Source organism: Marinobacter sp. C7 (assembly GCF_022343555.1).
GTDB lineage: Bacteria > Pseudomonadota > Gammaproteobacteria > Pseudomonadales > Oleiphilaceae > Marinobacter.
Genome location: NZ_JAKQZH010000001.1, coordinates 2,063,785 through 2,077,858, shown reverse-complemented (window position 1 = coordinate 2,077,858; position 14,074 = coordinate 2,063,785). Strand labels below are relative to the sequence as shown.

Sequence of the window (14,074 nt, the reverse complement as noted above, 5' to 3'; positions counted from 1 at the left end):
AAGACGAATGCGCGGCTGTAGCTCAGCTGGATAGAGTACCTGGCTACGAACCAGGCGGTCGGAGGTTCGAATCCTCCCAGCCGCGCCACTTTCCCCCAAGTTTCAAGCGGCTGTAGCTCAGCTGGATAGAGTACCTGGCTACGAACCAGGCGGTCGGAGGTTCGAATCCTCCCAGCCGCGCCATATTAAGATCGAAACGCCTCAGTTTGTGTGCCCCACAGATTGAGGCGTTTTGCTTTGTATAGCTGGGAGAATTTGAACCGATAAGAGGTTCGACCGAAACCCACGCAGTGGGTTGAGGAACGCCGGAGCAGCGCGACGGCGGCCCCGAAGGGGGAAGGGCCGAAGGCCCGCCTAATCCTCCCAGCCGCGCCATATCAAATAAAGAACCCCGCCGAGTGCGGGGTTTTTTATTTTCTGACCACGCACCTCTGTTTTGCCCTCAGTCAATTTCTGATTGAACACTATTTGTACAATTCTGACCCTCCCGCCTATGCTTCAGAATGGAAGTAAATCATTTGGCAAGGAGGTCCAACCATGAATAAAACCATAAACGGCTCCTACGATGATCACGACCAGGCCAAGAATACCTGGGATGATCTGATTGCAACCGGTATTCCCAGGGACAATATCTACATCGACGAAGATGCAAAACAGGTCAAGGTGATTGTGCCGTCGGAAACCGAACGAGAGGTCCGCGAGATCTTCGAGAGGCACCGGCTGCACTGACCGCGGGCATTGCGGACCAACAGGGAAAGGAGCAAGTGTATGAGCGGAAAAGATGGTGATGTAGCCGAACGGGGTCGCCGGGACAGACTTATCCAGGAGGAAATTCACGACCCTTACATGGCCCGGAGCAAGCCTCCCGAGCCAACGGTTTGCCCTCAATGCAGTGCCGTTTTCCAGAAAGGGCGCTGGCAGTGGTCGGCTGAACCGGGCGGGAATGTCCACGAGATGATGTGCCCGGCCTGTGAGCGGATCCGGGACGACATGCCCGGCGGCATTCTCACACTCTCCGGGGCTTTCCTCGGTAAGCACCGGGATGAAATACTGAAGCTTATCCGGAACAAGGTCGAGGAAGAGAAGGCCCAGCACCCGATGAAACGCCTGATGGGAGTTGAAGACGGGCCGGAAGGCGAGCTGGTGGTGAAATTTACCGACCTGCATCTGCCCCGGGGCACCGGGGAAGCCATCGAGCGGGCCTACGACGGTGATCTGGACATTCAGTACACCAAGGAGTCGAACCTCGTCCGGGTCTACTGGAAGCGCGACCAGTAATTGTCAGAGTGACCGCCCGGCATCGGTCGCCAGGGCCTCGAACCCCGAAACAAGATCGAGGAGTTCCGACGTGATGACCGTTTGCCTGGCGCGTCGGTAGTCCTTCGTCACATCATCGAGCCTTTCTCCGAGATTACGTTCGGCCGCCTGCATGGCGGCCAGACGTCCCCCGTGTTCACTGGCCTGGGATTCCGCGCAGGCCCGAAAGAGGAGGACAAAAAGGTACTGGTCCAGCAGCCGCCGGAACAGCGCTTCCCGTTCCATGGTGTAGGTGGGTAGGCTTCGGGAGGGCCAGGGCTCCTCTTCCAGGCGATGAAAACGCCTCAGGTTTACCGGTAGCAACTCAACGCCGGTGGGGTGGTAGCCCTGCATTGTGGAGTGGCGGTTGTAGAACAGGTACACATAATGCACGCCGCCCTGTTCACGCCATTGATCAATCTTCAGGAGAATCTGACCGACCGTTTTCGTGATCTGGCTAGCCGAGCCCGGTACCGGAAACACCTCCTCGATAGCTTGCCCGGCATGTTCGAGGCTGGCTGCTGCCCTGGTGCCCACGGCGAGGATTCTGCGGCTGTCCTTTTCCGCAGGAATGCCCTCCATGCGTTCGAGCGCGAATTCAACGATCTCTTCGTTAAAACGACCGCACAGCCCATGGTCCGAGCCGAAAACGACAGCGCCCAGACGGTGCCCCTCAGAGGCTGAGGCCGCCTCGAAGCTTGAACGACCAAAGTCCTTCAGGATCACATGCAGCCCCATTTCAACGGTCCGGTAATAGCCCGAGAGCGCCCTGACGGCTTGCTCGTACTGATGGATATTTGCGGCCGAAAGCGCTTTCATGGTTTTCACGATGCCACGCAGGTCCTCAAGGCTGTCCAGCTGTTTTTGCAGATTCTCCAGTGATTCCATGTCAGGTCCGGTCCGTTTGTGAAGGTGAGAACTCAGCCAGTGCCTCGAGGATGGCGTCGGTGGTCCGCTGCCACTGCTCATCATCGAGCTTTTTGCCCGCGTCGATTTGGGCGCAGATTTCCGGAAGGGTCGCCAGCAGGTGGTGCTGAATTTTCTGCTCGGCCTCCGCCACCTCTTCCGCTGGCAGGCCATCCAACAGGCCGGCGTTTACGGCAAACAGAATGACCGTCTGCTCGCTGGCTCTTAGGGGGCGGTGTTCATGCTGTTTCAGTACTTCCCGGACCCGCCGGCCACGCTCGATGGTGCTGCGGGTCTCTTCGTCGAGGCGCGTGGAAAAGCGGGCGAAGGTCTCCAGTTCCTCGAACTGCGAATAGTCGAGGCGCAATTCGCTGGCGACGCTGCGCAGGGAAGGGTGCTGGGTTTTTCCGCCGACCCTGGATACTGATTTGCCTACGTGGATGGCCGGCAGGAGGCCTTTCTGGAACAGCGCTGGTGACAGGTAGATCTGGCCGTCAGTGATGGATATCAGGTTGGTGGGAATGTAGGCGGAGATGTCCTGGGCCTGGGTTTCTATCACCGGCAGGGCGGTCAGCGAACCACCGCCGAACTCGCTGCGCAGGTGAGTACTGCGCTCCAGCAGCCGGGAATGAATGTAAAAAATATCGCCCGGGTAGGCTTCCCTGCCTGGTGGCCGACGCAACAACAGGGACAGTTCCCGGTAGGCCCGGGCGTGACGGGTCAGGTCATCGTAGACGATCAGCGCATCCCGGCCCTGTTCCATGAAGTATTCGGCCATGGTGGTGGCGGCGTAGGGCGTGATAAAGCGCAGGCCCGGTGGATCGTCGTCCGAGGCGACCACAACCACCGTATGTTCCATGGCGTTGTGTTGACGCAGGATTCCCACCACCTTGGCCACCGACGTGGCACGCTGGCCGACCGCACAGTAGATGCACACCACGTTCTTGTTACGCTGATTGATGATGGTGTCGATGGCAATGGAGGTTTTGCCCGTCTGCCGGTCGCCGAGAATCAATTCGCGCTGTCCCCGCCCGATGGGTATGAGGGCATCGATGGATTTGATGCCGGTCTCCAGGGGTGTGGTCACCGGTGCTCGCTCGATGATTTCCGGTGCCGGCCGTTCGATGGGGCGGCGCTCGTGGAATTTCAGCGGTTTGCCCCCATCCAGCACCCGGCCTGTGGCGTCAATTACCCGCCCTAGCAGTCCGTCACCCACCGGTGTGTCGGTTTCCCGGCCGGTTGCGGTCACCCGAATGCCGGCACTGAGCTTCTCGCTGTCGCCCAGGAGCATGATGCCGACCTCTTCCGGTTCCAGATTGATGGCCACCCCCAGAACGCCGTCGGGGAATGCCACGAGCTCCTCCGAGGTAACACTGGCCAGGCCACGCACCCGGGCTATGCCGCCACCCACCTGCAGGACCGTCCCGGTCTCCTGGCTGTGCAGGGTGAAGTGACTGTCCCGGGCCACGCTCCGGATGGTTGCCATGGTGTTGTCCAGCATCTCCATCAGCATGGCGTCAGCCTCCCGCCCCGGTTGGTTCGAGAGGCTCAAAAGCCCTCTCGATGCTGGCGGAGAGTTCGTCCAGATAATCAGACAGGTTCCAGCTGATCCGCTGGCTTTCGCAGGTGAGCTCGATACCGCAGATCAGCTCCGGTGCCCGGGTGTAGTTCACGGTCAGGTCGGCACCAATCAGTTCGTGAATCGACCGCGTGAGGGTGCCTCGCTGGGCCGGGTCAAGCTCGAAGGAAGTGGCAACGGTGGCAGGCTCCGAAGAACGGCGCATGGCTTCGCGGGTGGCATCATCCAGTGTGTGTAGCTGCCTGACAAAGGTATGGGCAATGCGATCCTCAAGATGTTCGTCGGCCAGGTCCTGCAATGCCTTGCGAATTACCGTTTCGACCACATCCAGGGATTGGTGCCGCAACCCGTCGATAAAAGCGGTCTTTTCCTCACGGATCTCCCGCATCCAGTGGCTGCGGACGCGGGCAGTTTCCTCCCTGGCCTGGTCGAGCATCTGGCTGCGGGTCTGTCGGGCTTCCTGGCGGGTTTCTTCCAGCAGGTCGTCCCGCTCCTTTTCAAAACCGGCCAGTTTCTGCTGATAGCTTTGTTTCTCGTGAATCGCCTCCTGCTCTCGGCTGTTTGCCTCGTCCATCCGGTTCTGTATTTTCTGCTCACGCCGGTCCATGGCCCGGATCACCGGCTGGTACAGGAAACGCTTGAGCAGCCAGACCAGGATCAGGAAATTGACAACCTGGGCCGAGACCGTGATCCAGTTGATTTCCATGGATCAGCCCCCGGCAGCGGCCGTTACATGATCCCAGAACGGATTGGCGAAGATCAGGATCATGGCCACCACAAAGCAATAGATGGCGGTCGATTCGATCATGGCCAGACCCACGAAGAGGGTACGGGTGATGGTGGCGGATTCATCCGGCTGCTGGGCAATGGCACTCAGGGCCTGGGCCACGGCGCGGGCTTCACCGAACGCGGGCCCGATGGAGCCGATGGCGATGGTCAGGCCGGCCGTGATAACCGAGACCATTCCGATCAGGGAAACACTGTCCATAGGCAACTCCTTTACTGTTCCGGGGATGTTTTATTCTGGTTTTCATCGGGCTCGCCATGCTCATGGGCGGAGGTAGCCGAGGCGATGTAGACCATGGCAAGAATGGCGAAAATGTAGGCCTGGATCATGCCGGTGAGTAGCCCGAGCAATTGCATGACTACCGGAAAGAAGTAGGGCGTCAGGCTCAACAGAATGGCAACAATGACCGTGCCGCTCATGATGTTGCCGTACAGGCGGACGGCCAGGGCAACGGTGCGGGAGATCTCACCGATGACATTGAACGGCAGCATCAGCGCGGTCGGCTTGATGTAATGCTCCAGGTACGCTCCGGCACCCTTGCTGGCAATGCCGAATACCGGCACTGCCACAAACACGCAGATGGCGAGGGCCGTAGTGGTGGACAGAGAGCCGGTGGGCGCCAGGTAACCCGGGATCACATTGAGCAGATTGGCCATCGCAATGAACAGGAACAGAGTGCCCACGAAAGGCAGGTAAGGCCCCGGTTGCTGATGACTGACCTGGGCGATCTGGTCCCGAATGCCGACCACCAGCACTTCCAGCAGGTTTTGCCAGCGTGACAGCTCGGGACCATCGGACAGTCGGCGGGTGACCAGCCAGGAGCCTGCGGTGAGCAGGACCATCACCAGCCAGGTAAACACGATCGTCGCATTCAGTTCAAAATCGCCCCATTGCCAGTAAACAATGCTGTCGGGGGTAATGGTCATGCCTCAGGATCCTCCGCCGCCGGTTGGGCCTGAAGCCGGTGTTTCAGGAGCAGCCTGGGCAGCGTAAAGCCGGCGGCTGCCACCAGTAGGTGCTCCCAGCCGGCCACCCGGGCAATCAACAGGAATCCTGCCAGGATGATACCAAACCGGAGCATGAGGCTGGCGAGCATCAGCAAGGCCGGATGGTCTGCCGTCGGTAACCGGCGGACGGTCAGCCAGAGACCCCAGAGAAAGCCGCTGCCCAGCAGGCAACCAAGCGCGAAACTCGCACCATAGCCCAGCATCAGTGCGGTCAGGGATTCTCCTTCAATCATCCTCGCTCTCCTGTTTGATCCAGTACCAGGCATTCAGGCAGCCCAGTGCTACGCCGATAATCAGCAGGGTCAGTGTCCAGGATACCTCCCCGGGCCAGCGTCGGTCGGCCCAGACCCCGATGGCGATGCCGATCAGGGTCGGGACGGCCACTGACCAGCCCACCAGGCCGAACATGCCCAGACCAAACCAGGCAGTACGGCGGCCCCTGGCCCGAGCTTGCCGTTTGCGCTCGGCCCTGCGGCCCACTTTTCGGCCCAGGTTCCCGGGATCGTTGCCGGGCCCGGGCGTGTTGGGGGCATCAGCCATGGAACTCTTCCTTCAGATCGAGGAACCGCCGCAGTGCTCCGGCTTCAAGCCTTGCAAGTGCACTGCGGGCTTTGCGTTCGTGTTCGTCCAGTTCGAGGAAGCGCTCCTCGATCAGTGCCTGCAGCTCCGTGATGTCTGTTCCCGTGACGCCCTGGGGCGTGGATATGGAGACATCGCGCCCGCACTTGACCAGGATGCCCCGGTCCACGGCGGCAAAGTGTTCCTCTCCCTCCTCGGTATAGAAGGAAAGGACGCCCGGCACCAGTGCCGCCACAAAATCAATGTGCCGGGGTAACAGGCAGAACTCGCCGTTTTCCGCCTCGGCAACGATCTTTGAAACAGGTTGCTCCAGCAGTACTTCCGTTGGCAGCAACAGGCGAAGGTTCATGGTGTCCGGGGGCGATTTCCGGTCAGGACTCATGACTGGCCTCCGGGATGTCCACCTCGTCGATGTCACCAATCATGTACAGGGCCTTTTCGCTGACCTGTTCCAAATCGCCGGCCAGAATCCGCTCGCAGCCGGAGATGGTTTTCTCCAGCGGCACCAGCCGACCGCCTTTGCCGGTGAATTGCCCGGTGGTGAAAAAAGGCTGGGTCAGGAACCGCTCCAGTCTCCGGGCCTTGCTGACCGTGGCCCGGTCTTCACGGGAAAGCTCCTCCATTCCCAGCATGGAAATGATGTCCTTGAGATCCTCGTACTCCGCCAGGGTGCTGCGCACGGCCTGAGCTACCCGGTAGTGACGATGGCCAACAATGGTGGGGGTCAGCATTTTCGAGTCGGTTTTCAGGGGATCCACGGCCGGGTACAGGCCCTGGCTGGCCCGCTTCCGGGACAAGACGATGGAAGCGGTCAGGTGGGAGAATATATGGGTCGCGGAAGGGTCCGTCAGGTCATCCGCCGGTACGTACACCGCCTGTACCGAGGTGATGCTGCCGTTTCGGGAGCTGCAGATCCGTTCCTCCAGAGCGGCCAGTTCGGTCGCCAGGGTCGGCTGGTAACCTACCCGGGACGGAATCCGCCCCATCAGGCCGGAAACTTCCGTGCCGGACTGGACGAACCGGAAGACGTTGTCGATCAACAGCAGGACATCCCGCTTCTGCACATCCCTGAAATGCTCCGCCACAGTCAACGCAGCATGACCGACACGGAAACGGGCGCCCGGTGGTTCGTTCATCTGACCATAGACCAACACGGCTTTCTCCAGGACACCGGATTCCTTCATGGAGCTGTACATGTCTTCGGCCTCGCGCATGCGCTCGCCAATGCCGCAGAACAGGCTGATGCCTTCGTACTGCTCGGCCATGTTGTTGATCATCTCGTTGATGAGAACCGTCTTGCCCACGCCCGCGCCACCGAACATGCCGGATTTGCCGCCGCGTTCCATGGGCGCGAGCAGGTCGATGGCCTTGATGCCGGTTTCAAAGATCTCCGTACTGGTGGTGCGTTCGGCGAGTGGCAACATTGGACGGTGGATGGGCCAGTATTCAGCGGTATCGATAGGGGCGCCACCATCCACCGGATTGCCAAAGACGTTGATCATGCGACCCAGCAATGAGGGGCCGACTGGCACCTTGAGTCCGCTACCGGTCTGTCGGACCGGCATTCCGCGGGCCAATCGTCGGGTGGAGTTCAGGGCAATGCAGCGAACCGTAGCGGTATCGAGATGGGTCTGGACTTCCAGCACCACGTGCCAGTCCTTGCCGGTTCGCAGTTCGGCGTTCCGGGGAGGAAGGGGAGAACCGAAACAGACATCCACCACGTTACCCCATACTGCAGTCACGCTGCCCTGGATGTCGGGAAGCCTGCTCCTGCTGATCATGTTGTGGCTCCCGTGGATTCGGCCTGAGCAACCTGTTCCTTCACGCCCAGAAAGCTGTCCGGGCTCACTGAGAGGAAATCGATACCGCAGTTGACGAGGAACGCCGCGAACTCAGGGTGGTCGCTGGGGGCCTGCCCGCACAGGCCTACTTCAAGCCCGTGCCGGTGGGCGGTTTCGATGAGACGGGCAATCATCCGCTTGATGGCCTCGTGGTGGTCGTTGAACAGCTCTGACAGGCATTCCGAGTCCCGGTCGACACCGAAAGTGAGCTGGGTGAGATCATTGGTACCAATGGAGAAACCGTCAAAACGCTTGCTGAACTCGTCGGCCAGCTCGATGTTGGCAGGTACTTCGGCGGTCATGTAAACCGCAAGGCCGTGGTGGCCGCGGGTCAGTCCGTGTGCGGAGAGCTCCTCAAGCACCTTGTCCGCCTCCTCCGGCGTGCGGCAAAACGGGATCATGATCCGGAGATTGTCCATGCCGATGTCATCCCGGGCGATGCGAATGGCCTCACATTCCAGGGCAAACGCCTCGCGAAATCCGGCCCTGTAATAACGGCTGGCTCCACGCCAGCCCAACATCGGATTGGCCTCGCGGGGTTCGAAATCCCGGCCTCCGAGCAGTTTGACGTGCTCGTTGGACTTGAAGTCGCTGGTGCGGATGGTGACCGGTTTCGGGTATTGGGAGGCCGCGAGTTCGGCGATGCCCCGGGCGAGGGTTTCCGTGAAGAAGGCCCCGGCATCCTTCCATCCCCGGGTGAGCTTCGCGAGCTGCCGGCACTCAGCCTTATCCGTTACTCGCCCGGGATAGAGCAGGGCCATCGGATGGACTCCGATCAGGTTAATGATGAGGAACTCCATCCGGGCCAGGCCAATGCCATCGGCGGGCAGGCCCTGCCAGCGTGAGACAGCGGCAGGAATGGCCAGATTAAGCATGATCTGTGTGCGTGTGGCGGGAATGCAATCGGGATTTATCTCCGTGACCTGAAGATCGGCAATACCGTCATAGATAAGACCTTCAATGCCTCCGGCACACGAAACGGTCACGGGGGCACCATCGTTGAGCCGGAAAATGGCATTTCCGGCGCCCACAACGGCCGGGATTCCAAGCTCACGGCAGACGATGGCGGTATGGCAGGTACGGTTGCCATGCGCGGTGACGACAGCATTGGCACGTTCAAGGACCGGAAGCCAGTCAGGACCGGTGTCAGGGCAGACCAATACGCTTTGATCCGGGCAGGTTCGGGCTTCCTGCAGTGAAGCAGCCTTGCAGATGGTACCTGTCGTTAGTCCGGTTCCAATGGCAATGCCCCTGGCCAATTCAGGACCCTGATTTGTGAGGGCGTAATGCTTCATGCAGCTGAGGTGAGGGGGAGGTGGCCTGCGGCATTTGGTCGCAGGCTCGCCCGATGCCAGGTCGGTCGTTGCCGGACCTGCTACTGAGCTTTCCTGCCCCGAAATCGTTTTGTGCCGCACAGGCATACCAGGCTCCGAGAGGGTTTACATTGGGTTCACTCCAAAGATTAGCAGGCCCTCTGCGGATTACCGCTGGAGAGGGGCCGGATTTGAGCTGAGGCAACTTTGGCCTCTTTATTCCAAAAGTATATTTGAATATTCTTTTGGGTATTTCTATGGTTTAACCGGCCACCTTGGAAAACCAGGTATTAACAAAGGACGTCTCATGAGATTTGGAACGAAAGATTTTGACAGGAAGCCGCTCGCCGTTGCGGTCATGTGTTCGGTTCTCGGCGCATCACCCGCGGTATTCGCGGCAACCGTGGATAGCGTCAATACCGATAACCTCTCGGTCCCGCCAGTGGGCGGAAAAACACTGGTCTATACCGACACTGTTGGTACCGCAAGCTTTGGTTGGCTTGACCCGGTCAATGACAGTGGTGAGATCGGACTGGGTCTCTCGGTCTATAACGAATCTTTCAGCGGCACCATTGGTGAGCAGGTATACGATTTTGCGGGCTGTATCATGGCGCAGCCGGATCTCGAGGTGAACTGCAGGGCCCCCGGTGATTCCGGCAAACGGTTCAAATTGAAGACAACGGAAACCAACGGGCCGATCGATCTGGTCTTCAATGTAACCGCCGATGATGCCTCCAGGCTCTACCGGGTGATCGGCAAATTTTCGAACCTCACCGATGGCGGTCTGCAAGGCTTCCGTTTTGAAACCGGTTTTGGGGTCGGCAATGATTTCATGGCCTCGTCGGCAGCAGACGGCCTTTCCTTCGGGATGGTGGCGGACGGTTCCAGCAAACTCTCCGTTGGCCCGGTCGGAAAGTATCCCGGCGGTCTTTTCGGTGGCAGCAAGGTCGAAGGCCTTCCGTTCTTCAGCACAAGCATTGCCGAGTTTACCGAGGGCACCTCAGCCACGACTGAGGACGTTCTGGAAACCGATGGTGTGATTCCGACTCCATACTCGGATCTTTTCGGAGACTGGCTGCCGTTGGCCCAGGTGCCGACAGGGTGGTTCTACGATCACGATGGGAATCCGGCGAACGATTCGATTTTGCTGGCATGGAATGCAGGTACCGCGGAATCGCCTGACTGGCAGGCGTATCAAAAGGTTTTCAATGAATCCGTGACAGTCGATCACGATAATGATGATGCAACTGCAGAAATATCGGCTTCTGCGTGGGATCCTAACAGCCCGAGCTTCGATCCCACTGTTGCGGATGACGTTCAGCCATTGGTTGATACCCTCGATGAAGGCGATCCGGACGGTGCAATTCAGGACGCCATTTCACTCACTCGGTGGGTCGCAGCGGAGCTATACACAGGCTCTTTCAATGTCTTGATCGACGGGCAGGCGGTAACGATCGATCCGGTTGCAGATTGGTCGGGCAATCCTCCCACCGTCATAAACTCGGGGGATGGTTCGCTCTACGCCACCTGGTTTGCAGACGAAGGCGAGGACGGCTTGTATCAGCTGGCTTCGGATTCCTCGTGGGTGACTGTCGATGAAATGAATGCCGAGATCGCGGCCTCGTCCGGCGCTTTGGAACGGGTGCCTGGCTATGTCCAGGGACCGGTTGAAGATCTGGCAAACGTTAACATCAACACGTCTATCAGTGTCTCGGATACGTCGACATGGCCTACCTGTACCGGTGATGGTACCGAAACAACCTGTACATTCACTGTCCGGGTCACCGGCATGAACGACGCCGCTGATGTACCCGCCATCCCGACGGCCCCGAATAATGGCGACACCCTCTTTGGCTGCACCGCAGGCAAGCCGGGTTCACCGTTCGATCCGGTTCTGCCGGGGATGGTGCTGATGGCCCTGGCCGGTCTGTGGGCGCGGAAGCGTCACACCGCCGCCTGATGCAAGTGGCCTAAACGAAAACGGGGCTGAATTTTCAGCCCCGTTTTTTTGTGTCAGGAAAAGCGGCGAACTGTCAGTCACCACCTCCCTGGCCACCAGATCCCTTGAGCTTGTACTCCTCGTTATTGCCGCCACCGGACCCTTTGCCGCCGCGGTTACCCTGGCCGCCATTCATCATGCCCTGACCGTTGCCCTGGCCTTGTCCGCTCCCCATGCCCTGGCGATTACCCTGGCCCTGGGAGCCGTTCATCATGCCCTGGCCATTCATCATGCCTTGCCCGCGGCCCTGGCTGTTCCGGAGTTCCACGCCGCGTTCACGGGCCCGTTCAAGCATGCGTTCGCGATGCTGTTGCAGGTATTGCTGCCGCTCCGCCTGGGTATTGAGATTCTGCATGGTCCGGCGGTGTTCCTGCAGTTCCTGCTGGGTCATCAGTTCGCGGCCAAAGACCGGTTCTCCTTCCTGGGCCGCGAGGGGGAAGCTGGTCATGGTAACCAGCATGGCAACGCCGGCGGAGCGGATCAGAGTGCTCTTCAGTTTCATGGTGGAATCTCCTCCTGATTGAGAATGTCCGTTCAGTCTAGTCCAACGCTGCCGTGCCGGACGTCATAACTAGTACCTACCACATCAGGTCATCAGGGATTTCATAGCCTGCGTAAGGGTCGTCCTCACCCTGGTCATCCTGTTTGCGATCATGCAGGACCACGACCGCGCCTTCGTCCCGTTCCATGATCTTCCGGGCGACTTTTTCCGGTACCACGTCGTAGTTCTCATCGAGTCGAACCACTGCCAGGCGCCCCCGGGAGAGCTGATCCACCATGGTGTCGTCCACGAGGATCTTCTTGATTTTCTTGCCGTCCACAAACTGGTAAGAGGTCTCGCCCCGGCTGCGATCCAGGCGGTTGGTTTCCACCAGCTGGCGGATCTGGGCCTGAATGGCTTTCTTCTCCGCTTCCTTCTGGCGTTGCAGGTTCAGCTGGCGGTCCCGTTCGGCCTTCTCCTCCCGGGCCTTTCGGGCGCGGATTTCCGCCTCGTTGACCTGTACCGCCCCCTTGGGTTGCTGTTTGCGTTGTTTGCGTTTTTCACTGCGGATAGCCTTGGCCTTTTTCTCGTCGGCCAGGCCGGCTTTCAGTAACTGATCCTGTAGGGATGCCATCGATAGCTCCGTTCATTATTTACCAAATCGGGTATCCTGATGGTGTAGTATACGCGCTCGTTTTTGCCTCCATAACCAGCATTGCCTTTCCCCGGGATTTTCTTGTATGTCTTCCTTTAAAGAATTTGGTCTTTCACCCGCCATGGTTGCCAATCTCCAGCAGCTCGGTTTTGAACAACCGACTGAGATCCAGGCCAGGGCGCTCCCCCATTGTCTTGCGGGTGAAGATGTTATTGCCATGGCCCAGACAGGCAGCGGGAAAACGGCGGCCTTCGGCATCGGATTGATCGAGGGGCTTCGGCCGCGGCTGTTTGCTGTGCAGGCGGTGGTCCTGTGCCCGACCCGGGAGCTGGCGGATCAGGTGGCAAAATCCCTGCGAGAGCTGGCGCGGGCGCGGAAGAACATCAAGGTGCTGACCCTGTGTGGCGGGGTTGCCATTGGCCCGCAGATCGGCTCGCTGAGCCATGGGGCGCATGTTGTCGTGGGTACACCGGGTCGCATCCAGGACCATCTGCGCAAAGGCACGCTGAAACTCGACAAGGCCGGTGTGGTTGTCCTGGATGAGGCCGACCGGATGCTGGACATGGGGTTTCAGGACGCAATGGAAGATATCCTTGGCCACACTCCGGATTCCCGCCAGACCCTGATGTTTTCAGCTACCTGGCCGGATGCCATCCGGAAGCTGAGCAGTCGTTACCAGCGTGACCCGGTGGATGTAAGGGCGGAATCCGCCACGGAGAACCCGGACATTCGCGAGCTGTTCTATGAAATCCCCGCCGCTGCCACTGCCGAGGCCGTCATGGCTGTGCTTTCAGAGCGGCAGCCGGCATCGTGCATCGTGTTCTGTACCACCAAACAACAGTGTGATGATCTGGCCGGCAACCTGAGAGAATACGGGTTCTCGGCCCTTGCCCTGCATGGGGATCTGGAACAGAGGGATCGTGACAGTGTGCTTGTGCGTTTCGGAAACCAGAGCTGTTCGGTCCTGGTGGCGACGGACGTAGCGGCACGGGGGCTGGATATCAAATCCCTGCCACTGGTGATCAACGCAGAACCGGCAAGGGACCCGGAAGTTCACACCCATCGGGTTGGCCGGACGGGCCGGGCCGGAGAGGCGGGCCTGGCAGTAACACTCTGCACGCCCGCCAAAGGTCACAAAATCAGCCAGCTGGAAGCAGCGCGGGGCCGGCCGGTGGAGTGGGGCGATACCGAAGCCCTGCTCGCGGTGCCTGTTCGTCCGGTAACGCCAGCCATGCGGACCCTCTGTATTGCCGGCGGCCGCAAGGACAAGGTCCGCCCCGGTGACGTCCTGGGGGCGTTGACGGGGGAGGCGGGCATTCCCGGGAAGGCGGTAGGCAAGATCGATCTGTTTGATTTCCAGTGCTTTGTCGCCATCGAGCGGGAGCTTGCGGGCAAGGCTCTCAAGCGGCTTGAGAAGGGGCGGATCAAGGGGCGGAAAATCCGTGTCCGATATGCCTGATTCCGTTATGGCCCAGTGATCAGAAAAGTTGTCAATTTGGGCCGCGAGCCTCGGAAACCCCGTATGGTAAATCGCCTTTAGGTTGCTCAGGGAAAGCGAAAACGGTAAATTACGCAGGATTTTGCCTCCCGATTTGTCCCGATCGGACTGTTAGACCTTGGTCTAAGTGGTC

General features: G+C 59.6%; 16 protein-coding genes and 2 tRNA genes. 6 read left to right on the top strand and 12 right to left on the bottom strand.

Annotation, left to right across the window (positions count from 1 at the left end; all coding sequences use genetic code 11):
* The first annotated feature begins 11 nt into the window (after positions 1-11).
* The 4 genes from MD273_RS09590 (at position 12) to MD273_RS09575 (ending at position 1,278) form a co-directional block, all read left to right on the top strand.
* Positions 12-88: transfer RNA gene (locus MD273_RS09590), tRNA-Arg, on the top strand.
* A gap of 18 nt (positions 89-106) precedes the next feature.
* Positions 107-183: transfer RNA gene (locus tag MD273_RS09585), tRNA-Arg, on the top strand.
* A gap of 354 nt (positions 184-537) precedes the next feature.
* The gene (locus MD273_RS09580) at positions 538-729 is read left to right on the top strand and encodes a hypothetical protein (RefSeq protein WP_239037509.1); all 192 of its coding nucleotides are present in this window, start codon (positions 538-540) and stop codon (positions 727-729) included.
* Between the two features lie 39 nt (positions 730-768).
* Positions 769-1,278: a BCAM0308 family protein gene (locus MD273_RS09575; RefSeq protein WP_239037508.1), complete on the top strand. Its 510-nt coding sequence runs from the start codon at positions 769-771 to the stop codon at positions 1,276-1,278.
* A 3-nt stretch (positions 1,279-1,281) separates the two neighbouring features.
* Here the strand turns inward: MD273_RS09575 and MD273_RS09570 are convergent, their stop codons facing one another.
* The 10 genes from MD273_RS09570 to MD273_RS09525 are packed head-to-tail and all read right to left on the bottom strand — an operon-like array spanning position 1,282 to position 9,254.
* Positions 1,282-2,184, bottom strand: coding sequence for a F0F1 ATP synthase subunit gamma (locus MD273_RS09570; protein ID WP_239037507.1), 903 nt, complete (start codon positions 2,182-2,184; stop codon positions 1,282-1,284).
* Position 2,185: 1 nt separating this feature from the next.
* Positions 2,186-3,715, bottom strand: coding sequence for an alternate F1F0 ATPase, F1 subunit alpha (locus MD273_RS09565; protein WP_285229126.1), 1,530 nt, complete (start codon positions 3,713-3,715; stop codon positions 2,186-2,188).
* 4 nt (positions 3,716-3,719) lie between these two features.
* The gene (gene atpF, locus MD273_RS09560) at positions 3,720-4,487 is read right to left on the bottom strand and encodes a F0F1 ATP synthase subunit B (protein WP_239037506.1); all 768 of its coding nucleotides are present in this window, start codon (positions 4,485-4,487) and stop codon (positions 3,720-3,722) included.
* A gap of 3 nt (positions 4,488-4,490) precedes the next feature.
* Positions 4,491-4,769 (bottom strand): F0F1 ATP synthase subunit C, encoded by a 279-nt coding sequence (locus MD273_RS09555; protein ID WP_239037505.1) that lies wholly within the window; start codon positions 4,767-4,769, stop codon positions 4,491-4,493.
* 11 nt (positions 4,770-4,780) lie between these two features.
* On the bottom strand, positions 4,781-5,494 hold the full coding sequence (locus MD273_RS09550) for a F0F1 ATP synthase subunit A (protein ID WP_239037504.1): 714 nt from the start codon (positions 5,492-5,494) through the stop codon (positions 4,781-4,783).
* Entirely contained in the window at positions 5,491-5,808 is a 318-nt protein-coding gene (locus MD273_RS09545; protein ID WP_239037503.1) for an ATP synthase subunit I, read from the bottom strand. The genes MD273_RS09550 and MD273_RS09545 overlap by 4 nt, the downstream gene beginning before the upstream one ends.
* Positions 5,801-6,115, bottom strand: a complete 315-nt coding sequence (locus tag MD273_RS09540) for an AtpZ/AtpI family protein (protein WP_239037502.1) — start codon at positions 6,113-6,115, stop codon at positions 5,801-5,803. Before MD273_RS09540 ends, MD273_RS09545 begins: the two co-directional genes overlap by 8 nt.
* Positions 6,108-6,536 (bottom strand): F0F1 ATP synthase subunit epsilon, encoded by a 429-nt coding sequence (locus MD273_RS09535; RefSeq protein ID WP_239037501.1) that lies wholly within the window; start codon positions 6,534-6,536, stop codon positions 6,108-6,110. Before MD273_RS09535 ends, MD273_RS09540 begins: the two co-directional genes overlap by 8 nt.
* Entirely contained in the window at positions 6,526-7,935 is a 1,410-nt protein-coding gene (atpD, locus tag MD273_RS09530) for a F0F1 ATP synthase subunit beta (protein WP_239037500.1), read from the bottom strand. The genes MD273_RS09535 and atpD overlap by 11 nt, the downstream gene beginning before the upstream one ends.
* Positions 7,932-9,254 carry a putative PEP-binding protein gene (locus tag MD273_RS09525; protein ID WP_239037499.1) on the bottom strand — a complete coding sequence of 441 codons (1,323 nt, stop codon included), beginning with the start codon at positions 9,252-9,254 and terminating at the stop codon, positions 7,932-7,934. Before MD273_RS09525 ends, atpD begins: the two co-directional genes overlap by 4 nt.
* A 70-nt stretch (positions 9,255-9,324) precedes the next feature.
* On the opposite strand from MD273_RS09525, the gene MD273_RS09520 reads away from it, so the two are divergent.
* Positions 9,325-11,268 carry a choice-of-anchor F family protein gene (locus MD273_RS09520; protein WP_239037498.1) on the top strand — a complete coding sequence of 648 codons (1,944 nt, stop codon included), beginning with the start codon at positions 9,325-9,327 and terminating at the stop codon, positions 11,266-11,268.
* Between the two features lie 73 nt (positions 11,269-11,341).
* Here MD273_RS09520 and MD273_RS09515 read toward each other — a convergent pair whose 3' ends face one another.
* Positions 11,342-11,809: a hypothetical protein gene (locus MD273_RS09515; protein ID WP_239037497.1), complete on the bottom strand. Its 468-nt coding sequence runs from the start codon at positions 11,807-11,809 to the stop codon at positions 11,342-11,344.
* A gap of 76 nt (positions 11,810-11,885) precedes the next feature.
* Positions 11,886-12,422 carry a DUF2058 domain-containing protein gene (locus MD273_RS09510; RefSeq protein WP_239037496.1) on the bottom strand — a complete coding sequence of 179 codons (537 nt, stop codon included), beginning with the start codon at positions 12,420-12,422 and terminating at the stop codon, positions 11,886-11,888.
* 106 nt (positions 12,423-12,528) lie between these two features.
* Here MD273_RS09510 and dbpA point away from each other — a divergent pair, with 106 nt between their 5' ends.
* The gene (dbpA, locus tag MD273_RS09505) at positions 12,529-13,902 is read left to right on the top strand and encodes an ATP-dependent RNA helicase DbpA (RefSeq protein ID WP_239037495.1); all 1,374 of its coding nucleotides are present in this window, start codon (positions 12,529-12,531) and stop codon (positions 13,900-13,902) included.
* The last annotated feature ends 172 nt before the right edge of the window (positions 13,903-14,074 follow it).

What these genes read in the sequence shown, in the direction of transcription:
- MD273_RS09515 (WP_239037497.1), bottom strand. Translation starts at nt 11,809, where the DNA reads ATGAAACTGAAGAGCACTCTGATCCGCTCCGCCGGCGTTGCCATGCTG.
- MD273_RS09555 (WP_239037505.1), bottom strand. Translation starts at nt 4,769, where the DNA reads ATGGACAGTGTTTCCCTGATCGGAATGGTCTCGGTTATCACGGCCGGC.
- dbpA (WP_239037495.1), top strand. Translation starts at nt 12,529, where the DNA reads ATGTCTTCCTTTAAAGAATTTGGTCTTTCACCCGCCATGGTTGCCAAT.
- MD273_RS09550 (WP_239037504.1), bottom strand. Translation starts at nt 5,494, where the DNA reads ATGACCATTACCCCCGACAGCATTGTTTACTGGCAATGGGGCGATTTT.
- MD273_RS09570 (WP_239037507.1), bottom strand. Translation starts at nt 2,184, where the DNA reads ATGGAATCACTGGAGAATCTGCAAAAACAGCTGGACAGCCTTGAGGAC.
- atpD (WP_239037500.1), bottom strand. Translation starts at nt 7,935, where the DNA reads ATGATCAGCAGGAGCAGGCTTCCCGACATCCAGGGCAGCGTGACTGCA.
- MD273_RS09545 (WP_239037503.1), bottom strand. Translation starts at nt 5,808, where the DNA reads ATGATTGAAGGAGAATCCCTGACCGCACTGATGCTGGGCTATGGTGCG.
- atpF (WP_239037506.1), bottom strand. Translation starts at nt 4,487, where the DNA reads ATGGAAATCAACTGGATCACGGTCTCGGCCCAGGTTGTCAATTTCCTG.
- MD273_RS09540 (WP_239037502.1), bottom strand. Translation starts at nt 6,115, where the DNA reads ATGGCTGATGCCCCCAACACGCCCGGGCCCGGCAACGATCCCGGGAAC.
- MD273_RS09535 (WP_239037501.1), bottom strand. Translation starts at nt 6,536, where the DNA reads ATGAGTCCTGACCGGAAATCGCCCCCGGACACCATGAACCTTCGCCTG.
- MD273_RS09510 (WP_239037496.1), bottom strand. Translation starts at nt 12,422, where the DNA reads ATGGCATCCCTACAGGATCAGTTACTGAAAGCCGGCCTGGCCGACGAG.
- MD273_RS09575 (WP_239037508.1), top strand. Translation starts at nt 769, where the DNA reads ATGAGCGGAAAAGATGGTGATGTAGCCGAACGGGGTCGCCGGGACAGA.
- MD273_RS09580 (WP_239037509.1), top strand. Translation starts at nt 538, where the DNA reads ATGAATAAAACCATAAACGGCTCCTACGATGATCACGACCAGGCCAAG.
- MD273_RS09565 (WP_285229126.1), bottom strand. Translation starts at nt 3,715, where the DNA reads ATGCTGATGGAGATGCTGGACAACACCATGGCAACCATCCGGAGCGTG.